Here is a 20,233-nt window from a genome sequence, read left to right on the forward strand (position 1 = left end):
CGTGCGGTCGCATCGCCCGCGACCGCGGACTAGCGTATATCCGTGTCTGTTGCCCGAACCGACGCACATGCTCTTCATGCCGCGGGCGTGCAGCGGCTGCTGAACAGCTACCGTGCGATTCCGCCCGATGCCACCGTTCGCCTGGCCAAGCCCACGTCGAACCTGTTCCGTGCGCGGGCCAAAACCACCGCCAAGGGCTTGGACGTCTCGGGGTTGACCGGTGTCATCGCTGTGGACCCCGACGCGCGCACCGCCGATGTGGCGGGCATGTGCACGTACGAAGACCTGGTGGCCGCGACGCTGCCATACGGCTTGTCGCCGTTGGTGGTACCGCAGCTGAAGACGATCACGCTCGGCGGAGCGGTCACCGGGCTCGGCATCGAGTCGACGTCGTTCCGGAACGGGCTTCCACACGAGTCGGTATTGGAGATGGACATCCTCACCGGCACCGGCGATGTCGTCACCGCGTCGCCGGATCAGAACACCGACCTGTACCGCGCGTTTCCGAATTCGTATGGGACACTGGGCTATTCGGTTCGGTTGAAGATCGAGCTGGAAACGGTACGGCCGTTCGTCGCGCTGCGGCACCTACGGTTCAACACGATCGAGGACCTCGTGGCGACCATGGATCGCATCGTCGAGACCCGCGGCTACGGAGACTCGGGGAGCGCTCCCGTCGACTATCTCGACGGTGTGGTGTTCTCCGCCGACGAGGCCTACCTGACGCTCGGATTCCAAACCACCACACCCGGACCGGTCAGCGACTACACCGGTCAGCAGATCTACTACCGCTCGATTCAGCACCCGGGCGGCAACGGCGCCGAGAAGCACGACCGGCTGACGATCCACGACTACCTGTGGCGGTGGGACACCGATTGGTTCTGGTGCTCACGGGCGTTCGGCGTGCAGGATCCGCGGATCCGCCGGTGGTGGCCACGCCGGTACCGGCGCAGCAGCTTCTACTGGAAGCTGGTGGCCCTCGACCAGCGGTTCGACATCGCCGATCGGATCGAGAAGCGTAACGGGCGGCCGCCGCGCGAACGCGTCGTGCAGGACGTCGAAGTGCCGATCGGACGAGTCACCGAGTTCCTGCACTGGTTCCTCGACAACGTGCCGATCGAGCCGATCTGGCTGTGCCCGTTGCGACTTCGTGACGAAGCGGCGACAGGCGGCGCGTGGCCGCTGTATCCGCTTCGGCCGCGTCACACCTATGTCAACGTCGGGTTCTGGTCGTCGGTGCCGGTCGGTCCGACCGAGGGGTATACCAACAGGTTGATCGAGCGCAAGGTCAGTGAACTCGACGGTCACAAGTCGTTGTACTCGGATTCGTACTACAGCCGCGAAGAATTCGACGATCTGTACGGCGGCGAAACGTACAAGATCGTGAAAAAGGCATACGATCCAGATTCACGGCTGCTCGATCTGTATGCGAAGGCGGTGCAGAGACGATGACGACTTTCAAGGATCAGGTGACCCAACAGCCGGCGGGAAAGCTCACGCTGGCCGATATTCTGGCGATCTTCGCGGGCGGAAACCTGCCGCTGCGCTTCAGCGCCTACGACGGAAGTGCCGCCGGCCCCGAGGACGCCCCGCTCGGCCTGGAACTGCTGACGCCGCGCGGCACGACGTATCTGGCCACCGCGCCTGGGGATCTGGGGCTGGCACGCGCCTACGTGTCGGGCGATCTGGCGACGCACGGTGTGCATCCGGGCGATCCCTACGAGCTGCTCAAAGCGCTCGCCGACAAGATGGACTTCAAACGTCCGCCCGCGCGGGTGCTCGCCCAGATCGTGCGCTCCATCGGCATCGAGCACCTCAAGCCGATCGCACCGCCGCCGCAGGAGGCGCTGCCGCGGTGGCGTCGTATCGCAGAAGGCCTGCGCCACAGCAAGACTCGTGACGCTGAGGCGATCCACCACCACTACGACGTCTCCAACCGGTTCTACGAGTGGGTGCTCGGCCCCTCGATGACCTACACGTGCGCGTGCTATCCGCACGACGAGTCGACGCTCGAGGAAGCACAGGAGAACAAGTACCGGCTGGTGTTCGAGAAGCTGCGGCTCAAGCCCGGCGACCGCCTGCTCGACGTGGGTTGCGGTTGGGGCGGCATGGTGCGCTACGCCGCACGACACGGAGTCAAGGCGCTCGGCGTTACGCTGTCGAAGGAGCAGGCGGCGTGGGCGCGGGAAGCCATCATCCGCGACGGGCTCGAGGATCTCGCCGAGGTGCGGCACAGCGACTACCGCGACGTGCGCGAGTCGGATTTCGACGCGGTGTCGTCGATCGGACTGACCGAGCACATCGGTGTGCACAACTACCCCGCCTACTTCGGTTTCCTCCAGTCGAAGATGCGCTGCGGCGCACTGCTGCTCAACCACTGCATCACCCGGCCGGACAACCGGACCGGGTCCACCGCCGGAGGCTTCATCGACCGCTACGTCTTCCCCGACGGTGAGCTCACCGGGTCCGGCCGAATCATCACCGAGGCGCAGGACGTCGGCCTGGAGGTGGTCCACGAGGAGAACCTGCGCCGGCATTACGCGCTGACGCTGCGCGACTGGTGTCGCAACCTGGTGGAACACTGGGACGAGGCGGTCGCCGAGGTCGGCCTGGCGACGGCCAAGGTGTGGGGGCTGTACATGGCCGGTTCGCGTCTGGGTTTCGAGACGAATGTCGTTCAGCTGCACCAAGTTCTGGCGGTCAAGCTGGATCGCGACGGCTCCGACGGCGGGCTTCCGCTGCGGCCGTGGTGGACGCCGTAGTGGACCTCGTAGCCTCAGCCGTCGAATCCTCAGCCGTCGAACCCTCAGCCGTCGATACGCCGGGCGCCCAGCTCGGTCTGCAGTAGCTCGAGCGCGGCTTCCTCAGGGTCACGGCGCGCCGTCTGCGAGGTGTCGCTGCCGGCTTCGGCCAGCATGGCTTCCTCGTCGTCGTCGTCGTCGCGCGGCGGCGGGGGGTCAGCCGGGACCGGTTCCGTCGGCGGCGGTGCGGCGGTACCCGACTCGCACCGGATCTTCCAGTTCACCCCGAGCGCGTCTTTCAACGCTTCGCGGAGGACGTCGGCGTTGCGCTGTTCGGTCAACCGCTTGGCCAGCGGCGCCGACTCGTGGCTGAGCACCAACGTGTCACCCTCGACCGCACGGACGATCGCACCCGACAACATCACCTCGGTGGTGCGACTGCGTTCGCGCACCTTGTCGCGCACCGTCGACCACATGCTGCGCACGGCCGCAGCGTTCGGCTCCCCCGTCACGGCGGCCGGGGGCGGCGCCTCCACCACCGGATCGGACGGCGGCCGCACCGGCGGCGGCGATGACGGCTTGCTTTCGGACGCGGGTGCTGTCGGCGTGGGTTCGCGCTGGGGCTCTGGCTTCGCTTCGGGCTTGGTTTCAGGCCGCGGCTGGCTGCGCGGCGGCGACGGCTGGCTGCTCGGCGGCGACGGCTTGGCCGCTTCGGTCTTACTCCTGCGGGCGTACTGCTTCGGCGGCCCGCTCACCTGAGGCGCTGCGCCCTCACCGGCCGGAATCGACATGTCCAGGCGCGTCTCGATGCGCTCGATCCGTTGCAGTAGCGCCGATTCCGTGTCACTGGCCGACGGAAGCAGCAGCCGCGCGCACACCACCTCCAGCAGCAGTCGGGGCGCCGTGGCGCCGCGCATCTCGCCGAGTCCGGCGTGCACCACTTCGGCGTAGCGGGTCAGCGTCGCGGCGCCGATGCGGGTCGCCTGCTCGCGCATCCGGTCGAGCACGTCCTCGGGCCCGTCGACGACCCCACGCGCCGCGGCGTCGGGTACCGACTGCAGGATTATCAGGTCGCGGAACCGCTCCAACAGGTCGGTCGCGAACCGGCGCGGGTCGTGACCGGCGTCGATCACCGCCTCGACGACCCCGAAGAGCGCCGCGCCGTCGCCGGCGGCCAACGCGTCGATCGCGTCGTCGATGAGCGCCACGTCCGTCGCACCCAGCAGCGCCAGCGCCCGCGCGTAGTTGACGTGGTTTCCCTCGGCGCCGGCGAGCAACTGGTCGAGCACCGACAGGGTGTCGCGGGGCGACCCGCCGCCGGCGCGAATCACCAGCGGGTACACCGCGTCGTCGACGGTGACGTTCTCCTGCGTGCAGATGCCTTCCAGCAGCGTTCGCATGGTCCGCGGTGCCAGCAGCCGAAACGGGTAGTGATGTGTGCGCGACCGGATGGTCGGCAGCACCTTCTCCGGTTCAGTGGTCGCGAACACGAAAATCAGGTGTTCGGGCGGTTCCTCGACGATCTTCAGCAGCGCGTTGAAACCCGCCGTCGTGACCATGTGCGCCTCGTCGACGATGAAGATCCGGTACCGCGACTGCGCAGGGGCGTAGAACGCGCGGTCGCGCAGCTCCCGGGTGTCGTCCACACCGCCGTGGCTTGCGGCGTCGAGTTCGACGACGTCGACGCTGCCGGGCCCGTTCGGCGCGAGCGCCACGCACGAATCGCACACTCCACACGGGGTGGCCGTCGGGCCCTGCACACAGTTCAGCGACCGGGCCAGGATGCGCGCCGACGAGGTCTTGCCGCATCCACGCGGACCCGAGAACAGGTACGCGTGGTTGATCCGACCCGACGCCAGCGCCGTCGACAGGGGCTCGGTGACATGTTCCTGGCCGACGACCTCGGCGAACGTCGCGGGCCGGTACTTGCGGTAGAGCGCCACGATCAGCAGGCTACCGGCGCGGTCCGACGGCTCGACACCTCAGCCCTGCGAGGCTGGATTGTGCATCTGGCGACGGTTGAAGGGCCGGAAGCGTCGGCAGATTCACAAACCGCGTGGGCCTGTGGATGACGGCGTGACCGCAGCCGTGATCCGTCGGTCCACGCGTGCACCGTACGACCATGACCGAGCTGCCGTGGCCGTTCGTCGGGAGCGAAGCGTTGTCGACCGGCGCCATCTCCGAGCGGGCGATGCGCCGCCTGTACGCGCCGCTGTATCCGAACGTCTACGTCCCGCGCGACGTCCCAGTGGCGGCGGACCAACGGGCGCAGGCGGCGTGGCTGTGGTCGAAGCGTCGCGGAATCCTCGCGGGTCTGTCGGCGGCGGCGGTACTGGGCGCCAAGTGGATCGAGGCCACAGAATCTGCAGAGTTGATCCACGACAATCGCAGGCCTCCAAGGAAACTCGTCGTGCGCACCGAAAGCGTGCTGCCCGACGAACTGACCACGATGAACGGCATGCGTCTGACGACGCCGGCCCGCACCGCGTTCGACCTCGGTCGCCATCTCGAGTCTCGAACCGTCGCAGTGCAGCGTCTCGACGCTCTCGCCAACGCCACCGGCCTCGAACACGTCGACGTCGAGGCGGTGATGGCCGCGCATGCGGGCGCCCGCGGCATTCCTCGGTTGAGGCGCGTACTCCCGCTGGTGGACGGCGGCGCGGAATCGCCGCAGGAGACGGTGGCCCGGCTGGCGTTGATCGACGCCGGGCTTCCGGCGCCCCAGACGCAGGTTCGCGTGTTCGACGGCTTCGGCCAGGTCATCGCACGGATCGATATGGCGTATGAGGACTTCAAGGTCGGTATCGAATACGACGGGCCGCAACACTGGACCGATCCAAGGGTGAGGCAGCGCGACATCGACAAGCAGTTCGAGTTGACCGAGCTCCGCTGGCTGATCATCCGCGTCAGCAGAGATCTGCTGCGCTACCGGCGCGCCACCTATGTGGCCAGGGTCGAAAGCGCGTTGCGCTCACGCGGGCTTCGATGGTGAATCCGACGACGCTTTTCGCCGAATTCCGTCGTCAGATTCACAAACGGGCGCTAGTCCCTGAGCAACGACTCGGTCGCCGAGAGCAGCGCGCAGGTGGCCAGACCGTCGATCGCGGTCCGCAGCTCGGGTTCCGGCGGCATCGTCGGCGCGATGCGGATGTTCTTGTCTTCCGGGTCTTTTCGATACGGGAACGTCGCACCGGCTTCCGTTACCGCGATGCCCGCGTCCTTGGCGAGCGCCACTGTGCGCTTGGCCGTGCCGGGCAAGACGTCGAGGCTGATGAAGTATCCGCCCTTGGGTTCGGTCCACGACGCGATCTTCGACTCCCCGAGCCGCTCGGAGAGGATCTCCAACACAGCGGCGAACTTGGGCGCCAGCAGCTGCTGGTGCCGCTGCATCTGCAGCCGCACTCCGTCGGCGTCGCGGAAGAACCGCAAGTGCCGGAGCTGGTTGACCTTGTCCGGGCCGATCGACTTCTTGCCGGCGTGCTGCAGGTACCAGGCGATGTTGCCCAGCGAGGCGCCCAGGAAGCTGACCCCGGCCCCGGCGAAGGTGATCTTCGACGTCGACGCGAACACCAGCGGTCGGTTCCCGTTACCGGCAGCCTCGGCCAGCCCGAGCACGTCGACGTTGCGGACGAAGTCGTGGGTCAATGTGTGCACCGCGTAGGCGTTGTCCCACATCAACCGGAAATCGTTTGCCGCCGTTCGCATCTGGACCAGCCGCCGCACAGTCTCCCAGGAGAAGGTGACGCCGGTCGGGTTCGAGTAGACCGGCACGCACCACATCCCCTTGATGGCGGGGTCGGCCGCGACGAGTTCCTCGATCAGGTCGACGTCGGGCCCATCCTCGAGCATCGGCACGGTGATCATCTCGATGCCCAGGTTCTCGGCGATCGCAAAGTGCCGGTCGTAGCCCGGGGCCGGGCACACGAACTTCACTGTGGGCTCCTGCGCCCACGGCCGCGCCGAGTCCGGACCGCCGTGCAGCATCGAGAACACGACGACGTCGTGCATCAGCTCGAGGCTGGCGTTGTTTCCAGCGATCAGGTTCTGCACCGGGATGCCCAGCAGTTCGCCGAAGATCGCGCGCAGTTCCGGCAGCCCGTGCACGCCACCGTAGTTGCGGACGTCGGTGCCGTCAGCGTCGCGGAAGTCGTCGGAACCGGGCAGTTCGAGCAGTTTGTTGGACAGGTCCAGCTGCGCCGCGGACGGCTTGCCGCGGGTCAGGTCGAGTTTGAGCGCCTTGGCCTGCAGTTCGGCGTAGTTACGCTTCTGCTGCTCGTGTTCTGCGGCGAGTTCGTCCCGACCGAGCGACAGAAATGACACCGAACGCCTTTCGACTCACAGATGCGGGAGATGAGGGGACCCCGCGCACCCGCCAGAGCCCATTGACCCTTGCTGCCTTCCGGCCCTGGGGGAGTTCACAGGATGGACGCCGCGCGGGGTCCACGGCGAGTCTAATACCCGAGCGGCTCGCATCCGGATCGGCTCCGGCCTGAGGTCGGTTACCATGGCCCGCGGAGGATTCGCCTAGTGGCCTATGGCGCTCGCCTGGAACGCGGGTTGGGTTAATAGCCCTCGCGGGTTCAAATCCCGCATCCTCCGCACTCGGCCCGGGGTGCGGTCTGTCGGTACGTTTCGACGGCCAATCCCGGTCGCACCCCGGGGCCAAACAAGCGTCTAGGAGGAGAATGAGCCGCACTGTCGCGGTGACCTGGCACGCGTTGTTCAGCGTCGTAGCCGGTGTTCTGTACTTCTTCTTCGTCCTGCCCCGCTGGTATGAGCTGTCGGGCGACATCCCGCACACGTTCGGCACCGTGATGCGCATCGTGTGTGGCGCGCTGATCGGGCTGGCCGCGCTGCCCGTGGTCTTCACACTGCTACGGACGCGGCGGCCGGAATTCGGCACGCCCCAGATGGCGCTGACGCTGCGGACCTGGTCGATCGCGCTGCACGTGCTGGCCGGCCTGCTGATCATCGGCGCGGCCGTCAGCGAGATCTGGCTGTCGCTCGATACCGCGGGTAGGTGGCTGTTCGGCATCTACGGGGCCGCCGCCGCGATCGCGCTGCTCGGCGTGTTCGCGTTCTACCTCGCTTCGGTCGCCGAAATGCCACCGCCGCCGCCGAAACCGCTCAAGGTCAAGGAGCCGAAGCAGCGCCGTGGTCGGCGCAAGGGCGCGAAAGAGGCCCAGGACGAGGACAAAGCCGAGGTCGCGGCCGACGAGGACAAGGCCGAGGTCGAGGACGACGAGACCGAGGATGCGGCTGCGGCCGAGGAGGCCGAGGAGGCCGAGGTCAAGGCCGACGAGACCGAGGTCAAGGCCGACGCCGACGAACCCGAGTCCGGTGCCGAGAAATCTGCAGTCGAGGCCACCGCGACCGAATCCGGCGACGGCAAACTGCGCAATCGCAGACCCGAAGCGGCACGTCGCCGCCGTCGGCGCCTGCGCGGAGGTGTCGCGCTAGACGATTAGCCGTGGCCGCATCGGGCAATATGGGCGTTATGGGCAAATTCCCCGTTCGGCGTCCATTCACGACGCTGCTGATCGCATTGGCCATGGCGTTGGCCGTGGTGACACCGGTGTTTCCCGCTACGGCCGCCCCGGGCGACCCGATCGCCGCCGCCGCTCAGGTCGAACCCGCCGTTGTCCGCATCGACACCGAGATCGACTACCAGAGCGCGTACGGAAACGGCGCCGGATTCGTGATCGATCCCAACGGCCAGGTCATCACCAACTTCCACGTCGTATCCGGCGCGGACCGGATTACCGCGAGCGTCGGCGGCCGGTCCTACCCCGCTGAGCTGGTCGGCTACAACCGCAGGCGCGACGTCGCGGTCCTGCAGCTGATCGGCGGGAGCGGCCTGCCCGTCGCACCAATCGGCGATTCCGGGCAACTTGCGCCCGGTGAACCCGTCGTCGCCCTAGGCAACGCCAACGGAACGAACGGCCCGCTGACCCGCGAGGTCGGCTCGATCACGGCGTTCGGCCGGACGGTGAGCGCCGAAGACTCCCTGACCGGCAGCAAGGACGAACTCTCGGGCCTCTTCGAGTTCGCCGCACCGGTCGTGGCTGGCGACTCCGGCGGCCCGGTGGTCAACTCTGCCGGTCAGGTCGTCGGCATCACCACCGCGGCGTCGGTGAACTTCCGGTTCGGTCCTGGCGGTGAAGGCTTCGCGATCCCGATCAACGACGCGTTGCCGATCGCCAACCAGATCCGGTCCCGCACGCCGTCGGCCGACGTGCACATCGGTCCTCCGGTGCTGCTCGGCGTCGGGGTGCGCTCGGCGCAACGCGGCCCCGGCGTGCTGATCGCCGACGTGCTGCGCGGCGGGCCTGCCGACCGGGCGGGACTGGTTCCCGGCGACGTGCTCGTCGTGCTCGACGGCACGCCGTTGGATTCGGCGACGACGCTGACCTACGTGCTGGACCGCCACTATCCCGGTGACGTGGTCGACCTGACGTGGATCGACCGCGGCGGGATCGAACGGACCGCCAAGGCCACGCTGACGCCCCTTTAACGGCTGAGGAGTCGTTCCAACCCGGCGATGAGCACCTCGACCTCGAAGTCGAACTGGTGCTCGGCGTCGTGGCGCTTGGGTTCGGCCGAAGCGAGCACAGCGCGCAACGCGGGATAGGTGTCGTCGGGTTCTGACTCCAACGCCGCGGAAGTCTCCGCCCGGTGCCGGTGCACCCCCGACGGCGTCTGCGCGGCGCTGCTGTGGGCCGCTGACTGCGCGATGTTCGACGCCGCGGTCAACCCGTACCGGGCGGTGTCCGGTGTGAAGCCGGCGGAGAGCAGCGCGTCAAGCACCCGGTCGGCGAGGGCCAACGCGGCGGCCGCACCGATACCCCGAAGCCGGGTGAAGTCGGTGGCCGCACCAACCTGAATCAGGCCGTTGCGAAAGGCGACGGTGTAGGCGCGCAGGACCGCCCGCCAGTCGTCGCCGTCGGGCAACTCGACACTGGTGAGTTCACGTTCGAACAGATCGGCCACCACCAGCGTCAGGAGGCCCTCCCGGTCGCCGACGTAGTAGTGCAGGGCCTTGCGGCTGACCCCGAGGGCGTCGGCGACCGCCTGCATCGTCAGGTCGGCGCTCGCCACATCACGGGCCGCCGCGACGATCTGGTCGCGGCTGATCCGGGCCGGGCGACCCCTGGTTCGGCCGCTCATCACCGGTCAGACTAGGGCTTCGCGAGCCAATTTTTCGCCGCCCGGCAAAAACAGCCTCGCGAAGCGCCGCACTTTCCTATGCTGTGCGGGTGCCAAACACTCCCTATCGCGTCGTGCAGTGGACGACCGGAAACGTCGGCAAGAGCTCGGTCGAGGCGATCGCCGGCAATCCGAACTACGAACTCGTCGGCCTCTATGCCTGGTCACAGGACAAGGCCGGCCGGGATGCCGGAGAACTCGCCGGCATCGAACCCCTTGGAGTGAAGGCCACCAACGACGTCGACGCCCTGCTCGCCTTGAAGCCCGATGTCGTGGTGTACAACCCGATGTGGATCGACGTCGACGAACTGGTGCGCATCCTCGAGGCCGGGATCAACGTGGTGTCGTCCGCCTCGTTCATCACCGGGCACAACCTCGGCGCGGACCGCGACAGGCTCGAAGCGGCCTGCCGGCGCGGCGGGTCGACGATGTTCGGGTCCGGGATCAGCCCCGGCTTCGCCGAACTGCTCGCGATCGTGGCCGCCACGGGCTGCGACCGCGTCGACAAGATCACCATCGCCGAATCCGCCGACACCACGCTCTACGACTCCCCCGACACCGAGCGACCCGTCGGATTCGGAACCGCGATCGACGATCCGAACCTGCCGGGTATGGCCGCCAAGGGCACCGCGGTGTTCGCCGAGGCGGTGCGGCTGGTCGCCGACTCGATCGGGGTCGAGCTCGACGAGATTAAGTGTGTGTCCGAATATGCCCAGACCACAGAGGATCTCGTGATGGCGTCGTGGACGATCCCGGCCGGTCACGTCGCGGGGGTGTACGCAAGCTGGCAGGGCATCGTCGACGGCAAGACGGTCATCGACATCAACGTCCGGTGGAAGAAGGGCACCACGCTCGACCCCGACTGGCAGATGGACGCCGAGGGCTGGAAGATCACGATCGACGGGCGGCCGACGGTCAACATGCAGGTCGGATTCCTGCCGCCGCCGGACATGATCGAAAACGCCACGTCGATCGAGGACTTCTTCGTGCTCGGTCACATCATGACCGCCATGCCCCCGATCCATGCGATCCCGGCGGTCGTCGCGGCACCACCCGGCATCGCCACCTACAACGACCTGCCACTGCCGCAGGCACGCGGCGTCGGCCCAAGGCGCTAACGGCTCAGCCGGCCACCTGCAGGACGTTCGCCTTTAGTTGGGTGCCCGGCGGTCCCTCGACGACGACGTCCTGAAGGATCTGCGCCTGCCCGTTTTCCACGGTGAACTCGCCCTTCTGCGGCGCGTTACCGCCGACCACCTCGTAGAAGACGGTGAACGGGGTCTCCGGCAGCGGATGCATGCCGATGTATTTCGGCTCGATCGAGTACTTGTAGAAGCATCCGGGCGGTTCGGGTCCGCAGTGCCGGTCGGTGACGACGACGTTGATCGCGAACTCGAACGGCGTCGGAACCTGTGGCGGCGGGGCCTGCGTCGCGCGCTGAGTTGACGCGGCTTGTGTCTGCTTGGCCTCCGTGACCGATCCGAGGATCATCAGCGCTGCCACCCCGAGACCACTGCCCACTAGCGCGAACAGCGCCAGGCCCGCCAGCCATCTGCGAACGGTCGTCGAAACGCGCATGCGAACAGCAGACCCGGTTCAACGGCCGATCGGCGGGATTTCGGCGTACTGAGCGAGTCGTGTCAGCCGCCGGGCGGCGGGGGCACCGTGGTGGTGGTGGGAGTCGGCGAAGGCGACTCGGTCCCGGTGATTGTGGTCGTCTCCGTCGGCGGGGTCGTGGTGACCGGGGATTCGGTTGGCGACGTGGTGGCGGTTGTCTCCGTGACGGTGGTCGGCGAGACCGCGGTCGTGGTGATGACGGTCGTCGTCGTCTCGACGGAGGTCGTCGCCGCGGTTCCCGGGCTGAGGACACCACACGCGATCGGGCGATCGGCGGCGGCCGGATCCTCCGGGGTTCCGCTCTCGTGCAGCACGATCGACGACCCTTGCGGCGTCGTGAGCTGCTCCTCGGTGAAGGCGTCGGTGGTCGCGACCAGCTTGCCGGCGCCGGTCGAGCGCACCAGCAGCGGCGGCAGATCACCGCTGGCCGGCGTGCCCGTGTGGCCGGGCGCCTGGAAGTGCTCTCCGGCGGACGCGAAGCCGTTGCCGGCGTCGCAGGTACCGATCTGGTGAATGTGCATGCTGTGGAAGCCCGGCGACAGGATGCCGTCCTCGACGGTTTCGACGGTCACCGTGGCGTACCCGCCGGAGAAGTCGATGTTGGCATCGGCCACGTGCCTGTTGTCAAGCGTATTGATCTGGGCTGATATGCCCCTGGCGCTCGGCGATTCCGTGGTCGTGGTCGTGGTGGTGGTGGTGGTGGTGGCCGAATCGTCGGACGCTTGATTGGCACAGCCGACCGCAACCACGAGTACACCCAAGGCAACACTGACTTGTTTGATCATGAAGTCCCCGTACCCGTGTGACACCCGGCACAAACCGCGAATTCAGCCGTCGACCGGATTGCCATGCTCATCCCAGTTCGCCGCCACCTTCTTGCTCGGCTGCACGCGGGGGGTTCACCCGACTTTTTGCTGCAAGAAAGCTGCAAGAAAGCAAAGGCTCCGCCCTAGTCTCCAGTGTCGGCGTCAGTGGCGCCGGAACCGCCGCCCGTCTCTAAGTTTCCGCCGCCACCCTCAACGCCGCCCTCGCGTATGTTCCCGGCCTCACCACCAGATGTCTCCGGGCTGACATCGTTGGGTCCGGTCGATCCCATCGTTCCTTGATTCCCACTGTTGCTGCCTGTCGAGCCGCTGCCGCCATCAGTGGAACCGCCAGCCATTGGTTGTCCAGCCTGGACCCAGGCCAGCAGATCCTCGAACCCATTGTTGTAGACGACGCTGTTCGGCTCGTCGCCTACCACGTCGAAATAGATCTTGCCGTAAGTGGTGCCACGCTCCGCGAGCGGCGCTGTACTGAGGCTCGAAACGTCTGCCAGGACAGGGTAATTGGCGCCGCTCTCAGCGCGGGCGTTGAAGAACGGCACCATCGGAACGACTGTGCCCCGGATCGCCTTCGCCATCACTGTGGCCTCATACAGTCGGCCGACGACCGGGTACGCGACGGGGTCGGCGCTCGGCAGGATCTTGCTAACCGTGTACGCGACCTCCGTACCGTTAGGGTCAATCAATCTTTCTTCGATACCCACCGCCTGGATATCGACTGCCGACGCCGCCGGAGCGGCACCGATGCTCAACATGACTGCGGTGGCTGCAACGACGCCTACCAATATCTTGATGTCCACGCGGGGTCTCCTTTGCCGTGGGTACGGCGAGCGGTACCCGGCGAGTAAGAGACCAAACATACGATTACCTGCGGCTTCACTGACCCGTAGACGCTGCCGCGTTCGCCGTCCGGTGCGACGAATCCAAGCCCGAACGTCTGCTTCATGGGCGCCGTCGTTGCACAAGCTCGCCCCGCCGGCATTCGTGAACCGGCGGGGCGAGGACTCGCTTATTGCGCTTGTTCAGTTATGCGGGGTCGGTGGCCTTACCGCTGATCCTGAGGGACCTGCTGATCCAGCGCGGTCGGGCCCGGTTGCGGATTCTGTTGGGCCGGTTCCGGCTGTCCCAGCGGTGCCGGCTGCGCCGGAGGGGTCGGCTGCGCCGCCGGGTTCCAGCGAATCTCCTGGAAGCCGGCTGGCGTGCAGTACACGCTCACGGTCTGGCCGGGCGCGACACCAAGTTCGCCGGCCAGAGGACCAACGACGGGTACCGGCACCTGACCAACCTCGCGCCAACTTGCCTCGGTTGACACCTCGGTGGACGCCTCGTTGGCCGAGATGACCTCGAGGTTGGACGGGAACGCATCAGCGATGACGCAGGTAGACCCGTTTTCGTCTACACCAGGCGGCGGAACCGGCGGCTGCGCTGGTTGAGCCCATGCAGCTCCAGCGAACGGAACTGCCATAGCGCCGGCGGCCACGCCGCCCAGTAGGAACCTCTTCAGCATGCTCTTCCTCCCATTTGATTGGGTTCACTTCATGACCCCCCGAACGGTCACTGTTGACGCTTGAGCAGAAGTTCAAACTCCAGCAAGATGCAAATACTTGCGAAATAAACTACTTCTGCCTCACTCCAATCTGCTGACCAGGCATGATCTGCCCGGCTCCCTAACCCCCTATGTCGGTCAAGTTCACGGCATCGGCTAACAGCACCGTTGGCTCAGCGATGTCGTCGGACCGGTCCTACCCACAACGGCGGGGTTCGTGCCGAGTCGGTGCGGGCGTGGGCATTGTGCGTGACGGGAATATCGACTCGCTGAGCGCCGCTCGGCGGTTGGCTTATCTCGGGTTGTGTCGGGACCTGCGCAGTACGGTCGAAGGCGGCCCGTCGAGCCGGGTCGCGAAGGATCGCGTAGGCGCGCATTAACCGCTGAAGCTGCTCATCGGCGACCGTGGCCGCTCCTTCTCCAGGGGTACGGGTGTCGGGGTGCTGAGCGCGTACCTTCTGTCGGTAGGCATGGGTGATCTCAGCTGGTGTGGCCGATCGCGGCACCGCCAGCACCGTGTAGGGGTCGAGCGCGTCGGGCATCGCCTTCTCCTCGGTAAGCCACTGCACGCCATCAAGCTCGGCAGCCCACGCCGGCGTGCGTCAAGTGAGATCCTGTCCTATCAGGTTTCTGTCGAGGGCTTGTCAGAACCGTGGGAGACTTCGATGCGTCGCGGCTTGGCCGCCTGGGCGACCGGAATGGTCAGCCGCAGCACCCCGTCCTGATAGCTCGCCTCAATGCGATCGGTGTCGAGCGTGTCGCCGAGAAACACCTGGCGACTGAACACCCCACGCGGTCGCTCAGCCGCCAGCATGTCGCGATCGGCCTCCAGCTCGGGGCGCTCGGCACGCACCGTCACCACGTTGCGTTCCACCCCGAGATTCAGCGACTCAGCCGCCACGCCGGGCAAGTCGAACTCCACGATGAACTGATCCCCCTCGCGCCAGGCATCCATCGGCAGCACTGTGGGCCGCGCCGATGTACCTAGCAGCTGAGTCCAGCGATCCAATTCGCGAAATGGATCTGACCGCATCAACATCCGACTACCTCCGCTTCGACGGTGTCAGTGCGTACACAAGTGGTGATACCACTGTGCTATTCGTGCGGCAAGACGTTATCCGTGCGGCAAGACGGGTTCAAACTCTGTTTCCCTCCTCGTCCCAGTTGGCCGCCACCTTCTTGCTCGGCTGCACGCGCGGCGGTTCGCCCGGCATCTTGGGGTAGTTGGGCGGATACGGCAGATCGCCCAGACCCCGATCCTCATCGGCCTGGACCATCTCCAGCAGCTTGTTGATCGACTGGGGCTTGCGGTCGATATCGGCCCACGGATCAGGCCTTCCCGCAATGAAACCGGGCACGGTCGAGATCGTGTAGTCGTCTGGGTCGGCGGTACGAAGCTCGTCCCAGGTCAACGGAGTAGAGACGGTCGCGATGGGAGTCTTTCGTGCCGAGTACGCCGAGGCGAAGGTCCGGTCCCTCGCATTCTGGTTGTAGTCGATGAAGATGCGCTCACCCCTTTTTTCTTTCCACCACGACGTCGTCACCTCGTCGGGCGCCCGGCGTTCGACCTCACGGGCCAGCGCGATGCCCGCGCGACGCACGTCGATGAAGTCCCAATCGGTCTTGATGCGGAGGAAGACGTGCACGCCGCGGCCGCCCGACGTCTTCGGAAAACCGATCAGACCCAACTCGTCGAGCAGCGGTCTGAGAACGTCGACCGCGACCGCGCGGGCATCGGCGAAACCCGTTCCCGGTTGCGGGTCTAGGTCGATGCGCAGTTCGTCGGGATGCTCGGTGTCGGGGCATCTGACCTGCCAGGGATGCAGGGTGACCGAGCCCATCTGGGCCGCCCAGGCGATCGCCGAGGGGTGGGTGACCTTCAGCGCGTCGGCGGTGCGGCCGGATGGGAAGGTGACGGTGCAGGTTTCGAGGTAGTCGGGATGCTTCTGCGGCACCCGTTTCTGGTAGATCTCCTCGCCGTCGATGCCGTCGGGGAATCGTTGGAGGTGCACGGGCCGGTCGCGCAACAGCGCCACCATCGGTTCGGCAACGGAGAGGTAATAGTCGAACAGCTTGCCCTTCGTGCCGTTTGTGCCCAGCTTCGGGAAGTACACCTTATCGCGGTTGGTCAACCGGACCTTGGTGCCGTTGACATCGACTTCCTCTGCGGCAGAAGGCATCTCAAGACTCCAGTACGTCGTAGACGTCGTAGTTGAGCGGCACGTCGAGCTGGTCGAAAGTACAGCTCTTCGGGTCGCGGTCTGGCCGCCAGCGCCGGAACTTCACCGCGTGCCGGAAGCGTCGGGCGGTGCCGCCGTTGCCCTCCATCTGGTCGTAGGCGACCTCGCAGACCCTCTCCGGCCGGATGGGGACCCACCGCTTGTCGGCGGCCGAGTTCCAGCGGCTGGGATCGCCTTCGCGCAACTCGTCGCCCTCACGAAGTGGCTCCAGCTCGGCCAACAACTTGACCCGGTCCTTGGCCGTGAAAGATGCTGCGCCGCCGACCATCTGCAGCTCTCCGTCGTCGCGGTACAGGCCCAGCAGGAGGGATCCGATCCCCTCGCCGCTCTTGTGGATGCGATAGCCCATCGCCACACAATCGGCGTCGCGGGCGTGTTTGACCTTCACCATCTCCCGCTTGCCCGGCAGATACGGACCCTCGAGCCGCTTGGCGATCACGCCGTCCAGTCCGGCACCCTCGAACTCCTCGAGCCACTGCGCGCCGAGTTCGGGGTCTTCGGTGGTGCGGGTGACGTGACACCACTGTTTCTCGTGCATTGCGTCCAGCAGCGCTTCCCTGCGGCTCCGGAACGGTTCCTTCATCAGCGAGTCATCGCCGACGGCCAGCGCGTCGAAGCCGATGAAGTGGGCGGGCGTCTGCTCGGAGAGCATCTTGATGCGGCTGGCGGCGGGATGGATGCGCTGGCTCAGCGACTCCCAGTCGAGACGGGTGCGGCCGCCGAACTCGCGGGGGACGACGATCTCGCCGTCCAGCACGCACCGCGGCAGCAACTCGTCGCGGACCGCCTCGATGACGTCGGGAAAATACCGGCCGAGGTCCTTACCGTTGCGGGAGAGCAGTACGACCTTGTCGCGGTCGCGGAACACCAGAGCGCGGAAGCCGTCCCATTTCGGCTCGTACGACCACACCCCGGCTTCGGGCGGGACCTTCGCCTGAGCCTTGGCCAGCATCGGTTCGAGCGGCGGCAACACGGGGAGGTCCACCTTGCCCATTATTGCGTCCACGCCACTTCAGACCCCCGGCACGGCGAAATGTCACCGCCGGAGCGGCCGGTGCCTCGCTGCTCTCCGCCCCGGAGTCGGAACGGTCGCCCTGCGACAATGGTCCGATGCGTCTGCCCGTGATGCCGCCGGTGTCGCCGATGCTGGCCAAATCGGTGGCGTCGATTCCGGAGGGCGCGTTCTACGAGCCGAAGTGGGACGGTTTCCGGTCGATCTGCTTCCGTGACGGCGACGACGTCGAACTCGGCAGCCGCAACGAGCGGCCGCTGACCCGCTACTTTCCTGAACTGGTGGAGGCCGCCAAAGCCGAACTACCCGGCCGCTGCGTCATCGACGGCGAGATCATCGTCGCCACCGACCGCGGGCTCGACTTCGAAGCGCTGCAGCAGCGCATCCACCCAGCCGACTCCCGGGTTCGGATGCTGGCCGAGAAGACGCCGGCGTCCTTCATCGCATTCGACCTGCTCGCGCTTGACGACATCGACTACACCGAGCGACCTTTCAGCGAGCGTCGTGCCGCACTCGAAGACGCGCTCGTCGACACCGGCCCGAGATTCCACGTCACACCGGTCACGACCGACCTCGCGACAGCACAGCGCTGGTTCGACGAGTTCGAGGGCGCCGGCCTCGACGGTGTCGTCGCCAAGCCTCGGTCCCTGAACTATCAACCGGACAAGCGCGTGATGTTCAAAATCAAACATCAACGGACCGCTGACTGCGTCGTCGCCGGCTACCGCGTCCACAAATCGGGCGAGGATACGATCGGGTCGCTACTTCTCGGGCTGTACAAAGACGACGGCACGTTGGCGTCCGTCGGCGTGATCGGCGCTTTCCCGATGGTCCGCCGTCGCGAACTCTTCGCCGAATTACAGCCGCTGGTAACCACATTCGACCAGCATCCGTGGAACTGGGCCGCCGATGCCGATCCCGACGTCGTGCGCCGCTACGGCGGCGGGTCCCGCTGGAACGCCGGCAAGGACCTGTCGTTTGTTCCGCTGCGTCCCGAACGCGTGGTCGAGGTCCGCTACGACCACATGGAGGGCGAACGGTTCCGCCACACCGCGCAGTTCAACCGGTGGCGCCCCGACCGCGACCCCCGTTCGTGCACATACGACCAACTCGAGCAGCCGGTCACCTTCAAACTGGGTGACATAGTTCCCGGACTCGGCTGACCGAAGAACTTTCGCCAACTCAGCGATGACCGAACGCCGGACGTGTGATGCTGCCTCCATGGGGATCACACGCGCGATGGCAGCGGCGGTGACGCTCATCGGTGCGGCCATCGGGTTGGCGGGCCCCGCATGGGCCGATGGGCGGCTCGAAGGCCAGTACCGGCTCATCAACGGCGCGACGTCGAACACGTGGGCGATCACCACGCAGTGCAATCCCGAAGGTTACTGTGCCGGAACGGTTTCTAGTTCGACCGGAATGATCGCACAGATCAGCAAGCAGCCCGACGGCCCATGGACCGTCGAGCGCCACGATGTCTTCAACGGACGCCCGTGCGCTGACGGCAGCACCGGCCCCGCCGATTTGACGTACTCGTTCGATCCGGCCAGTTTGGCGGGCAACCTGCGCTACACGTGGAAAGCGGGGACGTGTAACGACCCCGCCGCCGGTCAGAGTGACCAGCCGATAAGTCTCCAGCCGCTGTAATCGGCAATTTTGCTTCGCGCGTTGGGATCCCGATGACTCAGCGACTGACTCAGCGACTGCCCTCGAGTTCGTAGTCCAACTGCGGCGGCGCTTCCGGCGTGCCGGGTATCTCGGTGCCGTTGATCGGGCAGCGGGCCGTCTCGGGAACCTTGGCCAGCGCGATCGCGCCGACGACGCAGGCACCCATCATGTAGTACGCCGGTACGAGGTTGTGACCCGTCGCGTTGACCAGCCACTCGTTGACCGCCGGGGCCGTGCCGCCGAAGAGCGCCGTCGACACGTTGTAGGCGATGGCGAAACCGGCATAGCGCACCTGCGTCGGAAACATCGCGGGAAACGTCGCCGAGATGGTCGCCAACTGCGGCACGTAAAGCAACCCCAGTACGGCGAAACCGATGACAGCGCCGATGAGGCCGGTCGACATCAGCATGAACATCGGAATGCCCGCGACGAACAACCCGGCCAACGAGAACCACCAGACCGGCTTGCGCCCGAACCGATCTGAGGCCAGGCCCGCGAACGGCAGAAAGATCATCATCGACAGCATCCCGATGATCGGCACGACCAACGACATGTCGGTGGACAGGCCGATCGACTGCTCGAGATAGGTGGGCATGTACGAGAGCAGCGTGTAGTTGACGACGTTGAGCGCGACCACCATGCCGCCGAGGCGCAGGATCGGCCCGCGGTACCTGGCGATGAGATCCTTGAACTCGGAGCCGACGGTTTCTTCCTGGCGCCCCGACGCCTCAAGTTCTTTGAACACCGGCGTCTCGTCTAGCCGCGTGCGCAGGTACAGCCCGATCAGGCCGAGCGGAGCGGCGATCAGAAACGGCAGCCGCCAACCCCAGACGTTCATCTGGTCGTCGGAGAGGATCAGCGAGAACCCGAGCATCATCAGCGCTCCGGTCGAGAAGCCGGCCAGGGTGCCGAACTCGAGGAAGCTTCCCAGCACGCCGCGACGGCGGGTGGGTGCGTATTCGGCCATGAACGTGGCGGCGCCGCCGTACTCTCCGCCCGTCGAGAAGCCCTGGATCATCCGCAGGATCACCATCAGCACGGGCGCCCAGATCCCGATGGTGGCGTAACTGGGAACGAGCCCCACGCACAGCGTCGCGCCGGCCATCACCAGGATCGTGATGGCCAGGATCCGCCGCCGCCCGAGTCGGTCGCCGAGTGGACCCCAGACGAAACCGCCGAGCGGGCGGACCAGGAAGGAGACGGCGAACGTCATCAGTGCCAACAGAGTCGCGGTCGCCCCGTCGCCCGGAAAGATGGCCGTCGAGATGTACGAGACCCCGTAGGCGTAGAGGCCGTAGTCGAACCATTCGGTGTAGTTGCCGACGGCCGATGCCGCGATCGCCTTCTTCACCTCACCCGACGACGGCTCCTGCTCGGGC

The 20,233-nt window shown here is 66.4% G+C and carries 20 protein-coding genes, 1 tRNA gene and 1 other RNA gene; 10 read left to right on the top strand and 12 right to left on the bottom strand.

Annotation, left to right across the window (positions count from 1 at the left end; genetic code table 11):
• Positions 1-42 precede the first annotated feature (42 nt).
• Both AU193_RS02230 and AU193_RS02235 read left to right on the top strand, forming a co-directional pair.
• Positions 43-1,452, top strand: a complete 1,410-nt coding sequence (locus AU193_RS02230; protein WP_064420718.1) for an FAD-binding oxidoreductase — start codon at positions 43-45, stop codon at positions 1,450-1,452.
• On the top strand, positions 1,449-2,762 hold the full coding sequence (locus AU193_RS02235; RefSeq protein WP_064420719.1) for a class I SAM-dependent methyltransferase: 1,314 nt from the start codon (positions 1,449-1,451) through the stop codon (positions 2,760-2,762). The genes AU193_RS02230 and AU193_RS02235 overlap by 4 nt, the downstream gene beginning before the upstream one ends.
• A 44-nt stretch (positions 2,763-2,806) precedes the next feature.
• Here the strand turns inward: AU193_RS02235 and AU193_RS02240 are convergent, their stop codons facing one another.
• Positions 2,807-4,684 (bottom strand): DNA polymerase III subunits gamma/tau, encoded by a 1,878-nt coding sequence (locus AU193_RS02240; protein ID WP_064420720.1) that lies wholly within the window; start codon positions 4,682-4,684, stop codon positions 2,807-2,809.
• Between the two features lie 179 nt (positions 4,685-4,863).
• On the opposite strand from AU193_RS02240, the gene AU193_RS02245 reads away from it, so the two are divergent.
• The gene (locus tag AU193_RS02245) at positions 4,864-5,733 is read left to right on the top strand and encodes a hypothetical protein (RefSeq protein WP_064420721.1); all 870 of its coding nucleotides are present in this window, start codon (positions 4,864-4,866) and stop codon (positions 5,731-5,733) included.
• Between the two features lie 50 nt (positions 5,734-5,783).
• Here the strand turns inward: AU193_RS02245 and AU193_RS02250 are convergent, their stop codons facing one another.
• Together AU193_RS02250 and ffs are read right to left on the bottom strand one after the other, a co-directional pair.
• Positions 5,784-7,061, bottom strand: a complete 1,278-nt coding sequence (locus AU193_RS02250; protein WP_064420722.1) for an aminotransferase class I/II-fold pyridoxal phosphate-dependent enzyme — start codon at positions 7,059-7,061, stop codon at positions 5,784-5,786.
• Positions 7,062-7,091: 30 nt separating this feature from the next.
• An RNA gene (gene ffs, locus AU193_RS22635) (signal recognition particle sRNA small type) lies at positions 7,092-7,186 on the bottom strand.
• Positions 7,187-7,254: 68 nt separating this feature from the next.
• On the opposite strand from ffs, the gene AU193_RS02255 reads away from it, so the two are divergent.
• From AU193_RS02255 to AU193_RS02265, 3 genes are all read left to right on the top strand, one after another.
• Positions 7,255-7,340, top strand: a tRNA-Ser gene (locus AU193_RS02255).
• 86 nt (positions 7,341-7,426) lie between these two features.
• Positions 7,427-8,209, top strand: coding sequence for a hypothetical protein (locus AU193_RS02260; RefSeq protein WP_064420723.1), 783 nt, complete (start codon positions 7,427-7,429; stop codon positions 8,207-8,209).
• 29 nt (positions 8,210-8,238) lie between these two features.
• Entirely contained in the window at positions 8,239-9,255 is a 1,017-nt protein-coding gene (locus AU193_RS02265; protein ID WP_064420724.1) for a S1C family serine protease, read from the top strand.
• On the opposite strand, the gene AU193_RS02270 is transcribed toward AU193_RS02265, so the two are convergent.
• Positions 9,252-9,908, bottom strand: a complete 657-nt coding sequence (locus tag AU193_RS02270; protein ID WP_064420725.1) for a TetR/AcrR family transcriptional regulator — start codon at positions 9,906-9,908, stop codon at positions 9,252-9,254. The genes AU193_RS02265 and AU193_RS02270 overlap by 4 nt on opposite strands.
• An 89-nt stretch (positions 9,909-9,997) precedes the next feature.
• On the opposite strand from AU193_RS02270, the gene AU193_RS02275 reads away from it, so the two are divergent.
• Complete coding sequence (locus tag AU193_RS02275; protein WP_064420823.1) at positions 9,998-11,065, top strand: dihydrodipicolinate reductase; 1,068 nt, start codon at positions 9,998-10,000, stop codon at positions 11,063-11,065.
• 4 nt (positions 11,066-11,069) lie between these two features.
• On the opposite strand, the gene AU193_RS02280 is transcribed toward AU193_RS02275, so the two are convergent.
• From AU193_RS02280 to AU193_RS02290, 3 genes are all read right to left on the bottom strand, one after another.
• Positions 11,070-11,525 carry a hypothetical protein gene (locus AU193_RS02280; RefSeq protein ID WP_064420726.1) on the bottom strand — a complete coding sequence of 152 codons (456 nt, stop codon included), beginning with the start codon at positions 11,523-11,525 and terminating at the stop codon, positions 11,070-11,072.
• A gap of 62 nt (positions 11,526-11,587) precedes the next feature.
• Entirely contained in the window at positions 11,588-12,349 is a 762-nt protein-coding gene (locus AU193_RS02285) for a superoxide dismutase family protein (protein WP_172798192.1), read from the bottom strand.
• 164 nt (positions 12,350-12,513) lie between these two features.
• Entirely contained in the window at positions 12,514-13,188 is a 675-nt protein-coding gene (locus AU193_RS02290; protein WP_253867552.1) for a DUF1942 domain-containing protein, read from the bottom strand.
• 239 nt (positions 13,189-13,427) lie between these two features.
• On the opposite strand from AU193_RS02290, the gene AU193_RS23015 reads away from it, so the two are divergent.
• On the top strand, positions 13,428-13,697 hold the full coding sequence (locus tag AU193_RS23015; RefSeq protein ID WP_156425083.1) for a hypothetical protein: 270 nt from the start codon (positions 13,428-13,430) through the stop codon (positions 13,695-13,697).
• A 410-nt stretch (positions 13,698-14,107) separates the two neighbouring features.
• Here AU193_RS23015 and AU193_RS22640 read toward each other — a convergent pair whose 3' ends face one another.
• From AU193_RS22640 to AU193_RS02310, 4 genes are all read right to left on the bottom strand, one after another.
• On the bottom strand, positions 14,108-14,503 hold the full coding sequence (locus AU193_RS22640) for a J domain-containing protein (RefSeq protein WP_253867554.1): 396 nt from the start codon (positions 14,501-14,503) through the stop codon (positions 14,108-14,110).
• Between the two features lie 53 nt (positions 14,504-14,556).
• Positions 14,557-14,973: an Hsp20/alpha crystallin family protein gene (locus tag AU193_RS02300; protein WP_064420729.1), complete on the bottom strand. Its 417-nt coding sequence runs from the start codon at positions 14,971-14,973 to the stop codon at positions 14,557-14,559.
• A 97-nt stretch (positions 14,974-15,070) separates the two neighbouring features.
• Positions 15,071-16,114 (bottom strand): non-homologous end-joining DNA ligase, encoded by a 1,044-nt coding sequence (gene ligD / locus AU193_RS02305; protein ID WP_064420730.1) that lies wholly within the window; start codon positions 16,112-16,114, stop codon positions 15,071-15,073.
• Between the two features lies 1 nt (position 16,115).
• Positions 16,116-17,168, bottom strand: a complete 1,053-nt coding sequence (locus AU193_RS02310; protein ID WP_064420731.1) for an ATP-dependent DNA ligase — start codon at positions 17,166-17,168, stop codon at positions 16,116-16,118.
• A 116-nt stretch (positions 17,169-17,284) separates the two neighbouring features.
• Here AU193_RS02310 and AU193_RS02315 point away from each other — a divergent pair, with 116 nt between their 5' ends.
• Complete coding sequence (locus AU193_RS02315) at positions 17,285-18,349, top strand: ATP-dependent DNA ligase (protein WP_064420732.1); 1,065 nt, start codon at positions 17,285-17,287, stop codon at positions 18,347-18,349.
• 58 nt (positions 18,350-18,407) lie between these two features.
• Positions 18,408-18,833, top strand: a complete 426-nt coding sequence (locus AU193_RS02320; protein ID WP_064420733.1) for a hypothetical protein — start codon at positions 18,408-18,410, stop codon at positions 18,831-18,833.
• Between the two features lie 49 nt (positions 18,834-18,882).
• Here the strand turns inward: AU193_RS02320 and AU193_RS02325 are convergent, their stop codons facing one another.
• The gene (locus AU193_RS02325) at positions 18,883-20,205 is read right to left on the bottom strand and encodes an MFS transporter (RefSeq protein ID WP_253867569.1); all 1,323 of its coding nucleotides are present in this window, start codon (positions 20,203-20,205) and stop codon (positions 18,883-18,885) included.
• Positions 20,206-20,233 lie beyond the last annotated feature (28 nt).

Origin of the sequence: Mycobacterium sp. GA-1285 (genome assembly GCF_001499905.1) — a bacterium.
Taxonomy (GTDB): domain Bacteria; phylum Actinomycetota; class Actinomycetes; order Mycobacteriales; family Mycobacteriaceae; genus Mycobacterium.